Genomic DNA, 19103 nt, shown 5'->3' with positions numbered 1-19103 from the left:
TAATCCAGAAAATTCAAGATGATAGGCCGTTGCGTTCGCATTCGGTCCTAAATGCGTTTTTCCTGCCCCAAAAATCAGTGCAGACAGGAAGGCGCCGCGCATGTTCCCATGCACGGCGCTTTGAATGACTTGACTGCGCGCGGGCCTATTTCAGGCCAGCCATAATCTCTTTGCTGTGTTCACCCAGTTTGGGCGAGCGACGGTCGATCTTGAGTTCCGCATCCGAAAAGCGAATCGGCGTGCGCAGGCCCGGCACGCCCTGCGGTTCAATCTTCATGCCGCGGGCGATGAATTGCGGATCGGCAAAGACATCGGCGACCGTATTGATCGGCCCGGCTGGTACGCCCAGTCGTGCAAGTTCAGCCAGCAGTTCGTCACGCTTCCACTTGCGGGTCTGCGCTTCGAGCAGTTCGGTGAGATGCTTGCGATTGGCAACGCGCGCCGAATTTGTGGCAAAGCGTTCATCCGCTGCCAGTTCCGCCACACCGAGCAATTGGGTGAGTTTGGCAAACTGGCCGTCATTGCCGCAGGCAATGATGAAATGGCCATCGGAAACGGGCAGAGTCTGATAGGGCGCGATATTGGGGTGGGCATTGCCCATGCGCTTTGGTGATATGCCCGATGCCAGATAGTTCATCGCCTGATTGGCCAGAACCCCTGACATGCAGTCAAACAGCGCCATATCAATATGCTGGCCCTTGCCGGTGCGTTCGCGCATGATGACTGCGGCCTGAATGGCGATGACGCTGTAAAGGCCAGTAAAGATATCGGCAAAGGCAACACCGATCTTTTGCGGCTCGCGATCTGGCTCGCCAGTCAGATCCATGATGCCGCTCATGCCCTGAATCATGAAGTCATAACCGGCGCGTGCCGCATAGGGGCCATCATGGCCAAAGCCGGTAATCGAGCAATAGATCAGGCGCGGATTGATGCGTTTCAGGCTTTCATAGTCGAGGCCATATTTCTCAAGCCCGCCAAGCTTGAAGTTTTCAATCACGATATCCGCGTCTGTGACAAGGCGGCGGACAAGTTCCCTCCCCTCATCCGTGCGAAAATCGGCCGTGATCGAGCGTTTGCCGCGATTGCATGCATGGAAATAGGCGGCAGACTTTTCGCCTTCGACTTCAATGAAAGGCGGGCCCCAGGTGCGGGTGTCGTCGCCTTCCGGGCTTTCAACCTTGATCACGTCAGCGCCCAGATCGGATAGTGTCTGTCCCACCCACGGGCCTGCCAGAATACGGGCAAGCTCGACTACTTTCAGACCGTCAAGCGGTGTATTTGCCATGTCTCAAGCCTTCTTCAAATGACAAGGCCCGCCCGATGAAGACGAGCGGGCCTGAAAAACAGAGTGCTGTGGGATCAGTAGAATGCCTGGATCCCGGTCTGGGCGCGGCCAAGGATCAGCGCATGGACGTCATGGGTGCCTTCATAGGTGTTGACTGTCTCAAGGTTGGCTGCATGGCGCATGACGTGGTATTCGATCTGGATACCGTTGCCGCCATGCATATCGCGCGCCATACGGGCAATTTCGAGTGCCTTGCCGCAATTGTTGCGCTTGACGATGGAAACCATTTCCGGTGCCATCTTGTTCTGGTCGAAGAGCTGGCCAACACGTAGCGAAGCCTGCAGGCCGAGTGCGATTTCGGTCTGCATGTCGGCAAGCTTCTTCTGGAAGAGCTGGGTTGCGGCGAGCGGGCGGCCAAACTGCTTGCGGTCAAGGCCATATTGGCGGGCACGGAACCAGCAGTCTTCCGCAGCACCCATCACCCCCCAGGAAATGCCGTAGCGGGCGCGGTTAAGGCAGCCAAACGGACCTTTCAGGCCGGACACATTGGGAAGAAGTGCGTCTTCGGAAACTTCCACGCCGTCAAGCACGATTTCACCGGTGATCGAGGCGCGCAGTGAAAGCTTGCCGCCGATCTTTGGTGCGGAAAGGCCCTTCATGCCCTTTTCCAGAATGAAGCCGCGGATTGCACCATCATGGGCTGCGGACTTTGCCCAGACGACGAAGACATCGGCGATCGGGGCGTTGGAAATCCACATCTTCGAGCCGTGCAGGCGATAGCCGCCCTCGATCTTTTCGGCGCGGGTTTTCATGCCAGCCGGATCAGAACCGGCATCCGGCTCGGTCAGGCCAAAGCAGCCGATCAGCTCGCCTGAAACCAGGCCAGGCAGATATTTCTTGCGCTGTTCATCCGAGCCATAGGCATAGATAGGATAGATTACCAGCGAAGACTGCACGCTCATCATCGAGCGATAGCCGGAATCAATGCGTTCGACTTCGCGTGCGACCAGACCATAGGCAACATAGCTGGCATTGGCGGCGCCATATTCTTCCGGCAAGGTCACGCCGAGAAGGCCTGCCTGCCCCATCAGACGAAAGAGTTCCGGATCGGTCTTTTCTTCCAGATAGGCTTCCTGAACGCGCGGCAGGAGCACATCCGTTGCGAAAGCCTTGGCCGAATCACGGATCATGCGCTCGTCTTCGGTCAGCTGGTCGTTCAGAAGAAACGGGTCATCCCAGGAAAATGGCGCTAGAGCCATGGCAACATCTCCTCAAAATTATTGGGCGGACTATGCCGCCCGCATGGGGTATTTGCAAACCATGTTTACTCATCGATCTATTCCGATTAGTAATAGATCATGACCACACTTTCGCGCCGTCTCCTGCCTTCAACCAGTGCGCTTGCAGCCTTTGATGCGGTTGCACGTTATGGTAGTTTTTCCGAAGCTGCCGAGGAACTTTCACTCACGCAAGGAGCAATCAGCCGCCAGATCAATGGGTTGGAAGAGCTTCTGGGTGTGGTGCTGTTTGAGCGCACCAGCAGGCGCGTTGCACTTTCCGAGGCGGGGCAAAAATATCTGCAGGCCGTGGGCCCTGCCCTTGCAGCCATCAGGGCGGCATCGCTGCAGCTCATGTCGCAGACCAAGGCAACGACGCTCAATCTCGCCTTACTGCCAACCTTTGGCACACGCTGGCTTATCCCGCGCATTCCGCGCTTTGTCGCAAAGCATCCGGATATTACGCTCAATTTCTCCACCCGCATCGGGCAGTTTGACTTTGCCCGTGAACAGCTTGACGCGGCCATTCATATTGGTCAGCCCGACTGGCCCAATGCCGATTGCACCTATCTGATGGGGGAAACGGTGGCGCCGGTTTGCAGTCCGGGCTTTCTCAATGCGCATCCGATCCAGGTGCCGGAAGACCTGTTGCGTCTGCCGCTGTTTACCATGGCCTCGCGTCCGGGCGCGTGGGATTACTGGTTCAAGAGCATCGGCGTTTCGGGGCCCGTGCCGCATGGCATGCGGTTCGAGCAGTTTTCCAATGTCTCGCAGGCCTGCATTGCCGGGCTGGGCGTGGCCCTGATGCCATTGTTTCTGATCGGCGCGGAGCTTGAAAGCGGACAGCTGGTCGTCGCCTACCCGCATTCGGTCAAAAGCCCCAGCAATTATTATTTTGTCACGCCCAGGGATCGCGCCCATCTGCCCGCAGTTCAGGCCTTCTTAAGCTGGCTGCTTGATGAAATCCGCGACCAGCAGGATCCTCACGCGATCGAACTGATGGCGATTTCGTAAGAGCGCAGACGCTTGTGATGATCGTAGATCATGCCGGTGAGCATCAGTTCGTCAGCACCGGTACGCTCGGCAAAATCGCGAATGCCCTTGCCAACCGTCTCCGGCCCGCCTACCACGCGGCAGGACAGCATCTGTTCCACGAGGGCAAGTTGTGCCGGGGGGAGGCTCTGATAAAAGCCCTCGACCGGGGCAGGCAACTTGCTCGGATGGCCGCTGCGCAGGTTCACGAAAGACTGAAGCTGCGAGGAAAACAGAAAATGTGCTTCTTCATCCGTCTCTGCGGCAATCACATTGAGGCCGAGAATGACATAGGGCTTGTCCAGATATTCGGATGGCTGGAAGCGTTCACGATAAACCTGTATCGCATGATACATTTCAGCCGGAGCAAAATGCGAGGCAAAGGCATAAGGCAAACCCAGCATGGCGGCCAGTTGTGCGCCATAGGTGCTTGAGCCCAGAATCCATACCGGAACATTGCTGCCCTCGCCCGGTATGGCGCGCACGCGCTGACCCGGCTCAGAGGGTTTGAAATAGTTCAGCAGTTCGACCACATCGCGCGGAAAGGCATTGGGATCAAAATCGAGGCTTTGGCGCAGCGCCTGTGCCGTGACCGGATCTGTCCCAGGCGCGCGGCCGAGGCCCAGATCGATACGGCCGGGAAAGAGTGCTGCCAGCGTGCCATAATGTTCGGCCACCACCAATGGCGAATGATTGGGCAGCATAACGCCGCCCGAGCCAACACGGATGGTTGATGTTGCGGCCGCCACATAGGCGATGAGCACGGATGTGGCCGAGCTGGCAATGCCCGGCATGTTGTGATGTTCGGCCAGCCAATAGCGGACATAGCCAAGCTTTTCGGCATGTTGCGCCAGCGCGCATGTATTGCGAAGCGCTTGTTCCGGGCCCGCCCCTTCTGGGATGGGCGATAAGTCAAGGACAGAGAGCGGGATCATTACAGCCTATACCGGATTGATTGTCATATACGGCTACTGGCGGGAGATAGCCTTTTAGGTTACCTCCCGCCAGACAGTCAAACCAAATTCGGATCCGTGCATTGAATGTTCAATGTGCCTGTTCCGGGACTTCCAGTTCTTCCGGTGTCGGGGTCCGGATTTCCGGTTTCAACTCCTTGTCGGCGATGTAGGTATAGAACATCGGCACAACAAACAGGGTGAACACGGTGCCAACCACAATGCCGGTAAAGATCACCAGACCCATGGAATAGCGCGCTGCGGCGCCAGCACCGCTGGCGGTGATCAGCGGCACAACGCCAAGCGCCATGGCAGCCGTTGTCATCAGGATCGGACGCAGACGAGTCTCTGCCGCGACAATGATGGCCTGACGGCGGTCATAGCCATGCAATCGGCGCTGCTGATTGGCAAATTCCACCATCAGAATGCCGTGCTTGGTAATCAGCCCGACAAGGGTGATCATGCCAACCTGGGTATAGATATTGAGTGTGCCAAAACCGAGATTGAGCGGAACAATGGCGCCAAAGATCGACAGCGGCACCGACATCATGATGATGAACGGATCGCGGAAGCTTTCAAACTGCGCCGCCAGCACGAGATAGATCACGATCACGGCAAGGGCAAAGGCGATCAGGATCGTATTGCCCTGCTCTACTTCGAGGCGCGACTGGCCGGAATAGTCCAGGAAGTAGCCTTCCGACATCTTGGAGCGGGCAATGTCAACCAGGGTCTGCAACCCTTCACCGGTGGTGACCGTCGGCAATGGCAGGGCCGAAAGGGTTGCCGAGTTGAGCTGGTTGAACTGTTCAATCGCGGCCGGCGAGGCATTTTCCTTGATCTCGACCAGTGCCGACAGCGGCACCATGGCGCCTGACAGGCTGCGGACATAGAACTGGCCAAGCTGTTCAGGATTTGCACGATATTCATCCGGCACCTGCGGGATGACGTCATAGCTGTTGGAATCGCGGTCAAACTTTGAGATCGAGGCACCGCCGGTCAGAAGACCCAGCGTGGCACCAATATCGCTCACCTGAACGCCAAGCGTTGCGGCGCGGTTGCGGTCGATGCTGACCGTGGTCTGCGGCGCGTTGAAGGACAGCGAATTCTGCACGATGATGAACTTGCCACTTGCCTGCGCAGCATTCTTGATTTCTTCAGCCAGCTCAAACACCTGATCGGCGGGGCCGGTTGATTGCAGTGCAATCGAGATCGGCAGACCGCCGCCCGTACCCGGCAGGGATGGCGGGGCAAAGATGAAGGCCTGTACACCGGCAAGCTTGGAAATGCGCTTGGTCAGATCTTCCTGGATCTGCTTTTGCGTGCGCGTGCGCTTCGACCAGTCTTCCAGAACCCATAGCGCGATGCCGGATGTGGTGTTGTTGTTGATGCCCACAATCTGGAAACGGGCTTCCAGTTCCGGCAGATCCCTGGTCAGCTCGTCAAGCTGCCGGGCATAAAGTTCGGTATAGGCCGAGGTTGCATATTGCGGGGCCTGTAACATGGAGAACAGCGCGCCGGAATCTTCTTCCGGGGCAAGTTCGCTTGAGGTGTTGACATAGAGAAAACCTGTCAGCGCCATCAGCGAAATCACGATCAAGAGCGTGATTGGCCGGTAATTCAGCGAATTGGAAACAAGCTTGTGATACCATTTTTCAAGTCTGGTAAAATTGCGGTCGACAAATTTCTGCAGCCATGTCTCGCCGCCATGCTTGAGCATGCGTGAGCACATCATGGGCGAAATCGTCAGGGCCGCAATGCCGGAAATGATCACCGAACCTGCAAGCGTGAAGGCAAATTCACGGAACAATGCACCGGTCACACCGCCAGTAAAGCCAAGCGGAGCGAAGACGGCTGCGAGCGTGATCGTCATGGCGATGATTGAGCTCGTGATTTCCTTCATGCCCTTGAAGGCGGCATTGATCGGGGAAAGCCCCTCTTCAATATGGCGGTGAATGTTTTCCAGCACCACGATCGCATCGTCCACCACCAGACCAATGGCAAGCACCATGGCAAGCAGCGACAGAAGATTGATCGAAAAGCCAAGCACATAAAGGAAGAAACAGACGCCAATCAGCGAGATCGGGATTGTGACGATCGGAATGATGACCGAACGGAACGAGCCGAGGAAGAGAAGGATCACCAGAACAACGATGACGATTGCCTCGCCGATGGTCGAGAAGACCTCGTGAATGGAGGAACTGATCTGTTCCGTCGCATCATAGACCAGGACCAGCGACATGCCTTCCGGCAGGGAAGCCTGGATGGAGGGCAGTTCCTTGCGTACGGCTGCCGCCATATCGATCGGGTTTGCCGCCGGCGTCGGATAGACACCTAGGAATGTACCGGCCGAGCCGTTGAAGGAAACAATCGTATCAGTGCTTTTGGCCGCAAGTTCAACATTGGCCACATCGCGCAGGCGAACGATATTGTCGCCATTTGCCTTGATCGGCATGGCACCAAAGGCTTCCGGTGTCTGCAGCGTCGATTGCAGCGTGATTGAGGTTGCGACATATTCGTTCTTGGTCTTGCCCGGTGCTGACAGGAAGTTTGACGCCTTGATGGCCTGAAGAACCTCGGAAGCCGTTACATCACGTGCCGCAAGCTGGATCGGATCGATCCAGATGCGCATGGCATAGACCTGACCACCCAGAATTTCAGCCTTGGCCACGCCCTGAATGGTGGACATGCGCGGCTGGATGACGCGTTGCAGATATTCTGTAATCTGCTCGCTGGTCATGTTCGGGTTCTGTGCGGCCAGATACATGGTCGCGAAACTCTGCCCCGTGCCCTTGACGATGATCGGGTCGTCCGCTTCGGACGGCAATTTGCCGCGAACCTGATTGACCTTGGCAATCACTTCGGTCAGCGCCGCATCCGGATTGGCGCCGAGCTTCATATACACCGTCACCACGCTCGAAGACGGCATACTGGATGAGGTGACGTAATCGATATTTTCCGTGGTTGCGACGGATTCTGAGATCGGCGCGGTGATAAAGCCCTGGATGAGATCGGCACTGGCGCCGGCATAGGTGGTTGTAATGGTGATGACCGTTTCTTCCACCTTCGGATATTCGCGGATAGAAAGCTGCGAAATCCCTTGCAGGCCGAGAAGAATGATCAGAAAGGCCAGAACGGTCGATAAGACGGGCCTTTTGATGAATATGTCTGAAAAACTCATCGTGCTCGCCTGTTACTGCTTGGCCGGCTGATCGGCTGGTTGCTGTTCCGCACCACTATCCTGCATCGGGGGCGTATTGGCCGGATTGACGGAATTGTTGATCGTTACGGGCATGCCATGCGACAGACGGTTCTGGCCGGCCGTGATGATGACATCGCCGGGCTTGACACCGCTCAAGACCTCGACACGCATGCCATGGCGGCGGCCAAGTTTGACAAAGACCTGATTGGCAACCAGATTTTCCGCTCCCGGCTTGATCGGAGCGGCATTGCCTTCGCCCTGCTGTTCTTCGGCAGAACGGACGGCAAAGACATAGTCCCCGTAAAGGCTGGAGATGACGGCAGTCTGTGGCAGGGCCAGCACATCATGTTCGACCGGCAATTCAATGCGCACTTGAACAAACTGACCCGGCGTCAGCTTGTGATCCGGATTTTCCACAATTGCGCGGATCGAGACCAGACGCGATGACGGATCGATTTTCGGGTCGATACCAACGATCTCACCCTTGAATTCACGTGTATCGGCACTTGGCCCGACCTGTACGGCCTGCCCGAGCTTGACAAGCGGCAGCATCTGTTCAGGCACAGTGAAATCAACCCGCATGCGATCGAGATTCTGCAGGGTGGCAATGACGGTACCCGGCGTCAGATATTGGCCGAGATCAATCTTCGGAATGCCGATAATACCGGAAAATGGTGCTTTCACCATTTTCTGATCGAGCGTTGCGCGCATTTTTTCAACCTGGGCATCAGCAGCTGCCGCGCTGGATACGGTTGTATCCACTTCAGAGACAGTTCCCACGCCACGCGCGCGCAGAATGTCTGCGCGTTTCAGATTCTGCTGGGCAAGGAGTGCCTGTGCTTCGGCGCTGGCAAGGTCAGCCTTCTGGATGCTGTCTTCCATTTGCAGCAGGATATCACCCTGCTTGACCCTTTGATTGGCATTGAAACTGATTTTGTCGACAATGCCGCTCAGCTGTACCGTCAGATCAACGCCATTGATGGCATTTGCAGTGCCGATTGCCTCAATGCCTGGCGTCCAGACGCTGGGCTCAACCGTAATGGTCGAGACGGTCTGAACCTGCTTGGGCATATTGGCAAACATATTGTTGATGAAATTGGTGCGCCAGATATTGAAGCTGACCAACCCACCGACCACAATCACCAGAAAAATAAGTGCCAGAACCAGGCGCTTGATCATACAGGCCAACTCCGAGTTTTTCTGATTAGTACTCACTTATAAAATAAGTACTAATACAGCCATGTGATAGCAATTATTAGCGGGCAAAACTCCAATGCCCTGCCGACAAAGTCAACAGGTGATATATGTAATTATATACAAGAAAAGAGTGAAGCCCTGATTATTCTTCACTCTTCTGCCATTCTTCTTGTCAGGAATGGTCTTTGTCGCCTGAAAAAGGACTCTTTCATCAAGCCCCGCGCTCATAGCAGTGGGATGTCGCCGCGCGTCCAGCCTTCGGTGGTCAGGGCGGCAAAATCGTTGAACCGGCCTGCGGAAATTGCCTCACGAATGCCTTTCATCAGGGATTGGTAATAGGCAAGATTGTTCCATGTCAGCAGCATGCCGCCCAATGCCTCGCCTGATTTGACCAGATGATGCAGATAGGCGCGGCTATAGTCGCGTGCGGCCGGGCAATCGGATTCCGGATCAAGCGGGCGCGGGTCGTCCGCATGGCGCGCATTGCGCAGATTGACCTTGCCAAAGCGGGTGAAGGCAAGGCCATGACGGCCAGCGCGCGTTGGCATGACACAGTCAAACATGTCGATGCCGCGTGCCACCGATTTCAGAATATCATCCGGCGTGCCTACCCCCATCAGATAGCGCGGCTTTTCTTCTGGCAGGATTGGGCAGACAACTTCAAGCATTTCCATCATGACATGCTGCGGCTCACCCACAGCAAGGCCGCCCACAGAATAGCCTTTCAGATCCATGGCCTTGAGTGCCTCGGCCGAGCGCTCACGCAGTCTGGCATTGTCGCCGCCCTGGACGATGCCGAACATGGCCTTGCCCGGCTGGTTGCCAAAGGCCACCTTGCAGCGTTCGGCCCACCGTAGCGACAGTTCCATCGCCCGTTCCATATTCTTTTCAGAGGAAGGCAGCGCCACGCATTCATCGAGCTGCATCTGAATGTCGGAATCAAGCAGGCCCTGGATTTCGATCGAACGCTCCGGCGTCATCTCATAGGGCCTGCCATCGATATGCGAACGGAAGGTGACGCCGCGCTCGTCAATCTTGCGCAATTGCGCCAGCGACATGACCTGGAAACCACCGGAATCGGTGAGGATCGGCCCTTTCCAGCCGCCAAATTCGTGCAAGCCTCCAAGACGGGCGACGCGCTCGGCCCCCGGACGCAGCATCAGATGATAGGTATTGCCAAGGATGATGTCCGAACCCAGATCCCTGACCTGATCCATATACATGGCCTTGACTGTGCCGGCCGTACCGACCGGCATGAAGGCTGGCGTGCGCACAACGCCCCGCGGCATGGAAATCTCGCCACGACGGGCAGCACCATCGCGGGCCAGAACCTTGAATTCAAAATTTTCTGTCGTCATGTCGCGTCTTTCGTCTGTCATGCACGTTCCAGAAAGTGGCAAGCGGTTTTTCGTCCGGAACTGCTAAAACAATCTGTTAGGACAATTCAGCGTTTCCGTGAAATTCTAAACGCTCTAGCAGGCTGGCATCGCCATAGGAATAAAAGCGATATTTGTTGGCAATGGCATGGTCATAGGCATTTCGCATGGTATCAAGGCCGCAAAAGGCAGACACCAGCATGAACAATGTTGAACGAGGCAGATGAAAATTCGTCATCAGCATGTCAACGGCACGGAAACGATAGCCAGGCGTGATAAAGATGTCGGTCGCGCCTGACCAGGCATGGATCCTGCCATCCTCATCTGCCGCACTTTCAATCAGCCGCAATGAAGTGGTGCCAACGCAGATAATGCGCCCGCCACGGGCATGGACAGCGTTGAGCGCATCGGCCGTTGCTTGCGTGACATGGCCGATTTCCGAATGCATCTTGTGGTCGGCCGTATCATCTGCCTTGACCGGCAAAAACGTACCGGCGCCGACATGCAGTGTCACAAAATGTTCCTCAATACCCTTGGCCTTGATCTTTTCCAGCAGTCCCTGCGTAAAATGCAGCCCTGCGGTCGGCGCGGCAACAGCCCCTTCCTCACGCGCATAGACTGTCTGGTAATCGGTGCGGTCGCGCTCATCCTCGGCACGTTTGGAGGCAATATAAGGCGGCAGCGGAATATGGCCAACCGCAGCAATGGCCTGATCCAGCGCAGGACCGGAAAAATCAAACACCAACAGCGCCTCGCCTGCCTCGCCCTTTTCGGCAACAGTTGCATCAAGCGCACCCAGAAGACAGGTGTCGCCCGAGCCGCCAAAACGGATGCGGTCACCCTGTTTCACCCGTTTTGCAGGACGCAGAAAGGCCTTCCAGCGGTCGGGCCCTGCGCGCATATGCAGGGTTGCGCTGACTTGGGAAATATTGCCAGAACGTTCACGTATTCCTTCAAGTTGTGCCGGTATCACCTTGGTATCATTGAAAACAAGGGCGTCACCCGGCTGAAGGAAATCTGGCAGATCATAAACGTGATGATCTTCAAGTAGGTGTCCGGGACGGACACGCAAGAGTCTCGCATGATCGCGTGGCTCCATCGGTCGCAAGGCAATGCGTTCTTCTGGCAGGTCGAAGTCGAACAGATCAACGCGCATGGGAAACCTCATGAAGACGGCTCCGGCTGTTACCGCCGGAGCCGCCGATCTCAAATGGAAGCGTTTCGATCAGAGATCAGCAGCAATGCGTGCCGTGATGATCTTGTCCGGATCGACGACCGGTTCGCCGCGCTTGATCTTGTCGACATTTTCCATGCCTTCAATGACCTGACCCCAGACGCTGTACTGACGGTCGAGCCAGGGGGCATCGGCAAAGCAGATGAAGAACTGGGAATTGGCCGAATGCGGGTTCTGGGCGCGGGCCATCGAAGCGGTGCCGCGCTTGTGCGGCATGTTGGAAAATTCTGCCTTGAGATCCGGCTTGTCCGAGCCGCCCATGCCGGCGCGGGCCGGATTGAAATGTGCGCCGCCAGTCTTGCCGAACTTGACGTCGCCGGTCTGGGCCATGAAACCATCGATCACGCGATGGAAGACAACGCCGTCATAGGCGCTTTCGCGTGCCAGTTCCTTGATTCGTGCGACATGGCCCGGTGCGAGATCCGGATAAAGTTCAAGCACGACATTGCCCTTGGTGGTTTCCAGAATGAGGGTGTTTTCTGGGTCTTTGTAAGCCATTTCGGCCTCCCTTTGTTTCAATCTATTTCTTGTCGGCCTCAATGACCGCCTTGATGATCTTGTCAGGATTGGTGACGGCGCCATTATTGGCTTCACTACCCTTCTTGATCGCGTCGACGGCTTCCATGCCGCGGATCACCTTGCCAACCACCGTGTACTGGCCATTCAGGAACGGGCCATCATCGAACATGATGAAGAACTGGGAATTGGCGGAATTCGGGTTCTGGCTGCGTGCCATGCCAACCGTGCCTCGCACGAAGGGTTCGCTGGAAAATTCAGCCGGAAGATCTGGCAGTTTCGAGCCGCCCGTGCCCACGCGCGCTGCGCTGAAGCCCTTGTCGAGATTGCCATATTCGACATCGCCAGTCTGCGCCATGAAACCCGGAATGACACGGTGGAAGGCAACGCCGTCATAGGCGCCTTCACGCACCAGCGTCTTGATCTGTTCGACATGTTTGGGCGCAAGATCAGGGCGCAGTTCAATCGCCACTTCACCACCCTTCAGCTGAAGGAGAAGGGTATTTTCCGGATCTTCCGCATATGCACTTCCAGCGCCAATGAACGACAGTGCAACAATAGAGGCAGCGATAAATGCGCGGCGTGTGAATGACATCAATGAAAACTCCCTGAGGTCAGGCTTTAAATCGGGTTGCAAGTGCATCAGCGACAACTGCTGGCACGAAGGGTCTGACATCCCCCCCCATGGCGGCAATCTGGCGTACCAATGTGGCAGTAATCGTGCGAACGGCAGGATCGGCAGGCAGAAAAACGGTCTGAAGCTCAGGCGCCATGGTGCCGTTCATGCCAGCCATCTGCATTTCATAGTCAAGGTCGGTTCCGTCACGCAAGCCTCGCACCATCAGCTTTGCGCCGTGTTTACGGGCGGCATCGATCAGCAGCCCGTCGAAGGCAATGACAGAGACGCGGGCAGAATCTGCCCCCAGAATGTCTTCTGCACTTTTCCGGATAAGTTCCACCCGCTCTTCAAAGCTAAAGAGCGGTTTTTTGCCAGGATGAACACCGATGGCGACAATAACCTTTTCGGCAAGGCGCAGGGCGCCTTTCAACACATCCATATGGCCATTGGTTACAGGGTCAAAGGAACCCGCATAGATTGCGACTGTCATTCCCCTCAGCTAGCCTTTTCTGTCCGGATTTTCAACAAGTCTTGTGTGATTGTTTCCGATTGGCAGTTTGAAAGATGAACGGCAGATGAACAAGACGTTCCGGAAAAATTCACATCCTTCCATGCACTATTCATGCGTGGGAATTCAGCCTCCGGCATGTCCTGTCCCAGTTGTCGAAAGGATGGTCCGAAATGATGTTCTTCGTCCTGGCTATGTTCATGGTTGTCACAATGGCGACGTCGGCACTCATCCTGCTTGTGGGAGAGCGCAATGGGCAATTTGAGCCTGCACACTCCGAATGCCTCAAGCGGCAATCCATACGCAAGTAGTCTCTGCTTGCGATCAGGATTCTCCTTTCTTCATCACAGGCTACCGACAGGCTGAAATCCGAGCCAATGTTCGAGACAGCCTGTCTTGAGAAATCCAGCCGATTGCCATCGGCTGATGATGCGTTTTGGGACCATGTGGCTGGCAAAAAGGCCGATGCGATCACCGGCCTTTTTCATATGCACTGGAAACAGGCTTATTTCCCATTGGCTTCAGATGAAGCGTCGTCACCATTGCCGTCTTCATCATCATTGTCGCTCTCCGAGATACGCTCGACGGAAACGACCTTTTCGCCATCGGCCATGTTGAAGATCGTAACCCCCTTGGTCGACCGGCCGGCCAGACGGATATCATCGACCCGGACTCGGATGAGCTGGCCGCCATCGGATACCAGCAGGATCTGGTCGCTGGCCTCGACCGGGAACAGGGCGACGAGCTTGCCGATTTCATCAGTCTTCGACGTATCGGTTGCACGGATACCCTTACCGCCACGCCCCGAAATGCGGAACTCATAGGACGACGAGCGTTTGCCATAGCCATATTCGCTGACCGTCAGCACGGTCTGTTCGCGGGCCTTCAGTTCCTGATAGCGTTCTTCGCTGAGTTCAGTTTCAGCACCGACGTCTTCTCCGACAACCACAATGTCATCGGCATCCGAGCCTTGTGCGCGGCGTTCTGCAATGGCGCGCTTCAGATAGGCTGAACGTTCGGCCGCATCGGCCTCGACGTGATGCAGAATGGCCATGGAAATGACCTTGTCGCCTTCGGCCAGGGTGATGCCGCGTACACCGATCGAATTGCGTCCGGCAAAGACGCGGACATCGGTAACGGGGAAGCGGATGCACTGGCCACCGGCACAGGTGAGCAAGACATCGTCAAACTCGGTACAGGTCTCGACCGAGAGGATTTCATCGCCCTCTTCTTCCAGTTTCATGGCGATCTTGCCATTGCGGTTGACCTGAACGAAGTCGGACAGCTTGTTGCGGCGCACGGTGCCGCGTGTCGTGGCAAACATGACGTCGAGATTTGCCCAGCTTTCCTCATCCTCCGGCAATGGCATGATGGTGGTGATGCGTTCACCTTCCTGCAATGGCAGCAGATTGATGAGCGCCTTGCCGCGCGATTGCGGCGTACCGACCGGCAGACGCCAGACCTTTTCCTTGTAGACAATGCCACGTGAGGAGAAGAACAGGACCGGCGTATGCGTATTGGCGACAAAGAGACGGGTGACAAAATCCTCATCCTTCGTCGTCATACCTGAACGGCCCTTGCCGCCGCGACGCTGTGCGCGATAGGTGGCAAGGGGAACGCGCTTGATATAGCCGGCATGGCTGACGGTGACGACCATGTCTTCACGCGCAATGAGATCCTCGTCATCCATTTCCGCGCCACCGAAACCGATTTCGGTGCGGCGTGGCGTTGCGAATTCGTCACGAACGGCGATCATCTCTTCCTTGACAATCGTCATCACGCGTTCGCGTGAGCTCAGAATATCAAGGTAATCGCGGATTTCATCACCGATCTGGTTGAGTTCATTGGCTACTTCATCGCGGCCAAGCGCAGTCAGACGCTGCAGACGCAGATCCAGAATGGCGCGTGCCTGTTCTTCGGACAGGTTATAGGTGTTGTCCTCATTGATCTTGTGCCGCGGGTCGTCAATCAGGCGAATGAGCGGCGCAATATCGGTCGCCGGCCAACGGCGTTCCATCAGCTGTTCACGCGCAGTCGAAGGATCTGGCGCGCGACGGATCAGGTTGATCACCTCGTCAATATTGGCCACGGCGATTGCCAGACCAACCAGAACATGGGCACGCTCACGTGCCTTGTTGAGCAGGAACTTGGTGCGGCGGGTGACCACGTCCTCGCGGAAGCTGATGAAAGCGCGCAACATGTCGATCAGCGACATCTGCTCCGGCTTTCCGCCATTGAGCGCCACCATGTTGCAGCCAAAGGAGGTCTGCAATGGCGTGTAGCGGTAAAGCTGGTTTAGCACCACATCGGCAACGGCATCGCGCTTGAGCTCGATGACCACGCGATAGCCTTCGCGGTCAGACTCGTCGCGCAGATCGGAAATGCCTTCAATGCGCTTGTCGCGCACCAGTTCGGCAATCTTCTCGATCATCGCCGCCTTGTTCACCTGATAGGGAATTTCGGTGACGACAATGGCCTGGCGATCACCGCGTATATCCTCGATTTGCGTGCGCGCACGCATGACGATCGAGCCGCGCCCGGTCGCATAGGCCGACTGGATGCCAGCCCGGCCCAGAATGATGCCTCCGGTCGGGAAGTCCGGACCCGGAATGATTTCCATCAGTTCCGGCAGTTCAATCGACGGATTGTCGATCAGCGCGACGCAGCCATTGATGATTTCGCCAAGATTGTGCGGTGGAATATTGGTGGCCATACCGACGGCAATACCACCCGAACCATTGACGAGCAGGTTCGGGAAACGTGCCGGCAGAACGACAGGTTCCTTTTCGCGGCCGTCATAATTGTCCTGAAAATCGACAGTATCCTTGTCGATATCGGCAAGCAGCGATTCCGTGACCTTTTCCAGACGGCATTCGGTGTAACGCATTGCCGCCGGCGGATCGCCGTCGATGGAACCGAAATTGCCCTGCCCGTCGATCAATGGATCGCGCAGCGAGAAATCCTGCGCCATACGCACCAGGGCGTCATAGATCGAGGCATCGCCGTGCGGATGGTATTTACCCATCACCTCACCGACCACACCGGCAGATTTGCGGTATGGACGGTTATAGGCAAGGCCCATCTCGTTCATGGCATGGAGAATGCGCCGGTGAACCGGCTTCATGCCGTCGCGAACATCCGGCAGCGCGCGGCTCACGATCACGCTCATGGCGTAATCGAGATAGGAGCGCTGCATCTCCTCAATAATCGAAATGGGTTCGATACCACTCGGGCCGCTTGGGGCCTGAGGCATATCGTCGAAACCAGGTGGAGGCGTTTGATCTGACACTATTCAGATACTTTCTCTACAGAATCGATAAAGTCTTTTTATAACGGAAGTTGGCATGAAATGCCAATTTCAGGGCCATTTTGAGGTGTTAATTATCTGCATTTTTTCAATAGCTTACAAGATATTCACATAAAGATTGCAACGCCGGGTTGCCTTTTGGGTACATAACATCGACCCATAGCCCCCGATAGGGTAAACTTCCCGTTGAATTCAACCCGGCTCGATCGTTGAAAACAGGAGATGGAGCATATGGTGCCTTTCGATACGGTTTTCAGCGCATTTGTGACATTGCTGGTCACGATTGACCCGCCTGGTCTTGCACCTTTATTTCTTGCGCTGACGCCCGGCATGGATCGCTCCTCTCGCGGTCAGGTCGCATTGCGCGCATCGATCATAGGCTTTGCCGTCATGGCTGTCTTTGCCATTGCCGGCGCGCAGATCCTTGGCATGTTCGGCATCACCATTGGTGCCTTCCGCGTGGCCGGTGGCCTGCTTCTGTTCTGGATCGCGTTTGAAATGATTTTTGCAAAGCGCACGGAACGCAAGGAAAAGAGCGCAGAAGTTGCCATTACCAAGGACCATATCCGCAATATTGCCGCCTTCCCGCTTGCCATCCCGCTGATTGCCGGTCCCGGCGCGATTTCGGCAATTGTATTGACATCGCAATCCTTCAATACGATCAGCGCGCGCATCATTCTGATCGGCGTGATCTTCGTCTGTCTGCTGATTACTTATCTCGTTCTGTTGCTTGCCGAGCGGGTGGATTATTTTCTTGGCGAAACCGGCCGCTCCATTCTCACCCGTCTTCTGGGTGTTATTCTGGCCGCACTTGCAGTTCAGTTCGTGGCCGATGGCATTGAAACGCTGATTGCCGAACAGACCATGTGAACTTGCGCGCAAATATGATCAGGAAAAACTGTGATCGGCTTTGTGCGCACGACATGCGCCAGAGCCGGAAGGAGGCTTGCTGATCCGCTTGTATTGCACCTTGGTGCCGACGGATGAGGCTTGCGAAATGACACATCAGTCAGACCGTGATGATGCGCTGGCTGGCCGAGTTTCCGGGCAGCAAGCAGGCAAATGCTGATCACTTCATGGATTCTGTCAGCTTATTACTGCAATCCTATGTTTTTTCTGAAAGTTTTTGCAAATGATCGACAAAAAGGGCAATGGATGATTGTGCACTGCCCGAATTGTCGATACGGAAAACATCGGCCTCTTTGGCGGCATCAAAAGTCGCCTCGCGGCTCAGCCGTTCCGTAATCTGCTCGGCTGTTTCTCGACCGCGGGCTATGAGGCGTTCCGCCAGAATTTCCGGCCTAGCGGTTATCATCACGATGGAATGGCGCGGGAAGGTCTGCCGGATATTTTCAAGCACGCGGCGTGACACATTGGCGACAACCACCTTGCCGGCGGCGATTGCATCAAAAACAGAGGCTGGCAGGCCGTAATAAAGGCCATGTGCCTGCCAGTGCAGGGCAAAGGCTCCCGCGTCCAGCGCTTTCAAAAAACCTGCCTCGTCCAGGCTGTCATGATTTTCCGCGTCGGGTTTTGGCGGCCGTGTGATGACGCGGCGGACAAAATGAAAGCGCCTGTCGCCGCCCAGAGCAAGGCGAGCTCCGTCCAGGATCGTATCCTTGCCAGCTCCGCTTGGGCCGACAACAGCCACAAAACAGCCCGCAATTCCGGATTTTGCCATTTCCATCAAGGCCCCCGCCTTGCAGCATCTTTCAGATATGCATCAGAACAATTCAGATTTCACGTTCTCCCAAATTGCACCGAGAGATTGTGTCTGTAACCGGCTTCCGCTTTGCATTAAGCCTAGCACCATTTACGTCATGCGGCTCCAGATCCAAGCGGGGTCTGCGGGAAGTTTCCACGTTCAGGCAGGCTCATTCCGGCATGGATCGGAGACAACCACGGACCGGAATTGGCCGGCAGGCGGGTGCCGATCCTTGTTCCTCTAGATGAAAGGATGGAAGGCATTAGCACCAAGTTTCCCGGATTCATTCCGGGAAACTTATGGTTTTAATCATGCCCGCTTCTGTTTCCTGCCATCAGACTTCTACGATCAGTCTGCTACTTTGTTACCGCCTGAGCAGATACGGTTCAGCATGACAAGCGTTCAGGCAATTCAGAGCCCAATCAGGTCAGAACGGAATTTCATCATCGAGGTCGCGCGCGAAGCTGCCAGTGCTGGAGGTTGGGCCGGAAGAGCCAAAATCGCCGCCGCTGGAATAATCGGAAACCTGAGAGCGGTTGCCGCCACCGGAAAATGCGGCACGACCTTCGCCACCCTCGCCGCGGCTGTCAAGCATCTGCAATTCANCCATTTGCGGGTCTGCAATGCGCCTTCGATATAAACCTTGGCGCCCTTACGCAGATACTGGTCCGCAACCTTCGCCAGATTTTCATTGAAAATGACAACGCTGTGCCATTCGGTACGATCCCTGCGTTCGCCGGTCTGGCGATCACGCCAGCTTTCAGAGGTGGCAATGCGCAGATTGACGACCATATCGCCCGAATTCAAACGACGCACTTCCGGATCGGCTCCAAGGTTGCCGATCAGAATGACCTTGTTGACGCTACCAGCCATAAAAATCTACTCCGGGTCTTGG

The 19103-nt window shown here is 55.9% G+C and carries 14 protein-coding genes and 1 pseudogene; 2 read left to right on the top strand and 13 right to left on the bottom strand.

Going from position 1 to position 19103, the window contains the following annotated elements; translation table 11 throughout:
• Window positions 1-145 precede the first annotated feature (145 nt).
• Both ACFO1V_RS07405 and ACFO1V_RS07400 read right to left on the bottom strand, forming a co-directional pair.
• The gene (locus tag ACFO1V_RS07405; RefSeq protein ID WP_374832542.1) at window positions 146-1285 is read right to left on the bottom strand and encodes a CaiB/BaiF CoA transferase family protein; all 1140 of its coding nucleotides are present in this window, start codon (window positions 1283-1285) and stop codon (window positions 146-148) included.
• 74 nt (window positions 1286-1359) lie between these two features.
• Window positions 1360-2544: an acyl-CoA dehydrogenase gene (locus ACFO1V_RS07400; RefSeq protein WP_374832544.1), complete on the bottom strand. Its 1185-nt coding sequence runs from the start codon at window positions 2542-2544 to the stop codon at window positions 1360-1362.
• A gap of 99 nt (window positions 2545-2643) precedes the next feature.
• On the opposite strand from ACFO1V_RS07400, the gene ACFO1V_RS07395 reads away from it, so the two are divergent.
• Entirely contained in the window at window positions 2644-3576 is a 933-nt protein-coding gene (locus tag ACFO1V_RS07395; protein ID WP_374832546.1) for a LysR family transcriptional regulator, read from the top strand.
• Here the strand turns inward: ACFO1V_RS07395 and ACFO1V_RS07390 are convergent.
• The 9 genes from ACFO1V_RS07390 to gyrA all read right to left on the bottom strand — a co-directional run bounded on the left by ACFO1V_RS07390 (window position 3546) and on the right by gyrA (window position 16449).
• Complete coding sequence (locus tag ACFO1V_RS07390; RefSeq protein WP_374832548.1) at window positions 3546-4529, bottom strand: LLM class flavin-dependent oxidoreductase; 984 nt, start codon at window positions 4527-4529, stop codon at window positions 3546-3548. The genes ACFO1V_RS07395 and ACFO1V_RS07390 overlap by 31 nt on opposite strands.
• Window positions 4530-4638: 109 nt before the next feature.
• Complete coding sequence (locus ACFO1V_RS07385; RefSeq protein ID WP_374832550.1) at window positions 4639-7725, bottom strand: efflux RND transporter permease subunit; 3087 nt, start codon at window positions 7723-7725, stop codon at window positions 4639-4641.
• A 12-nt stretch (window positions 7726-7737) separates the two neighbouring features.
• The gene (locus tag ACFO1V_RS07380) at window positions 7738-8925 is read right to left on the bottom strand and encodes an efflux RND transporter periplasmic adaptor subunit (protein ID WP_374832552.1); all 1188 of its coding nucleotides are present in this window, start codon (window positions 8923-8925) and stop codon (window positions 7738-7740) included.
• Window positions 8926-9167: 242 nt separating this feature from the next.
• Window positions 9168-10301 (bottom strand): tRNA guanosine(34) transglycosylase Tgt, encoded by a 1134-nt coding sequence (gene tgt / locus ACFO1V_RS07375; protein ID WP_374832606.1) that lies wholly within the window; start codon window positions 10299-10301, stop codon window positions 9168-9170.
• A gap of 76 nt (window positions 10302-10377) precedes the next feature.
• The gene (queA, locus tag ACFO1V_RS07370; RefSeq protein WP_374832554.1) at window positions 10378-11475 is read right to left on the bottom strand and encodes a tRNA preQ1(34) S-adenosylmethionine ribosyltransferase-isomerase QueA; all 1098 of its coding nucleotides are present in this window, start codon (window positions 11473-11475) and stop codon (window positions 10378-10380) included.
• 69 nt (window positions 11476-11544) lie between these two features.
• Window positions 11545-12051: a peptidylprolyl isomerase gene (locus ACFO1V_RS07365; protein ID WP_374832556.1), complete on the bottom strand. Its 507-nt coding sequence runs from the start codon at window positions 12049-12051 to the stop codon at window positions 11545-11547.
• Window positions 12052-12073: 22 nt separating this feature from the next.
• A complete protein-coding gene (locus ACFO1V_RS07360) occupies window positions 12074-12664 on the bottom strand; it encodes a peptidylprolyl isomerase (protein ID WP_374832558.1) in 591 nt (196 codons plus the stop codon).
• Window positions 12665-12683: 19 nt separating this feature from the next.
• Window positions 12684-13178 (bottom strand): pantetheine-phosphate adenylyltransferase, encoded by a 495-nt coding sequence (coaD, locus tag ACFO1V_RS07355; protein ID WP_374832560.1) that lies wholly within the window; start codon window positions 13176-13178, stop codon window positions 12684-12686.
• A 523-nt stretch (window positions 13179-13701) separates the two neighbouring features.
• Window positions 13702-16449, bottom strand: a complete 2748-nt coding sequence (gyrA, locus tag ACFO1V_RS07350) for a DNA gyrase subunit A (RefSeq protein WP_374832562.1) — start codon at window positions 16447-16449, stop codon at window positions 13702-13704.
• A gap of 285 nt (window positions 16450-16734) precedes the next feature.
• On the opposite strand from gyrA, the gene ACFO1V_RS07345 reads away from it, so the two are divergent.
• On the top strand, window positions 16735-17373 hold the full coding sequence (locus ACFO1V_RS07345) for a MarC family protein (protein WP_374832564.1): 639 nt from the start codon (window positions 16735-16737) through the stop codon (window positions 17371-17373).
• A gap of 235 nt (window positions 17374-17608) precedes the next feature.
• Here ACFO1V_RS07345 and phnN read toward each other — a convergent pair whose 3' ends face one another.
• Window positions 17609-18184, bottom strand: a complete 576-nt coding sequence (phnN, locus tag ACFO1V_RS07340; RefSeq protein ID WP_374832566.1) for a phosphonate metabolism protein/1,5-bisphosphokinase (PRPP-forming) PhnN — start codon at window positions 18182-18184, stop codon at window positions 17609-17611.
• Between the two features lie 451 nt (window positions 18185-18635).
• Window positions 18636-19081: pseudogene (gene ssb, locus ACFO1V_RS07335) on the bottom strand (single-stranded DNA-binding protein).
• Between the last annotated feature and the right edge of the window lie 22 nt (window positions 19082-19103).

The organism is Daeguia caeni (genome assembly GCF_042653845.1).
GTDB lineage: Bacteria > Pseudomonadota > Alphaproteobacteria > Rhizobiales > Rhizobiaceae > Brucella > Brucella caeni.
This window is presented reverse-complemented; position numbering and strand designations above follow the sequence as displayed.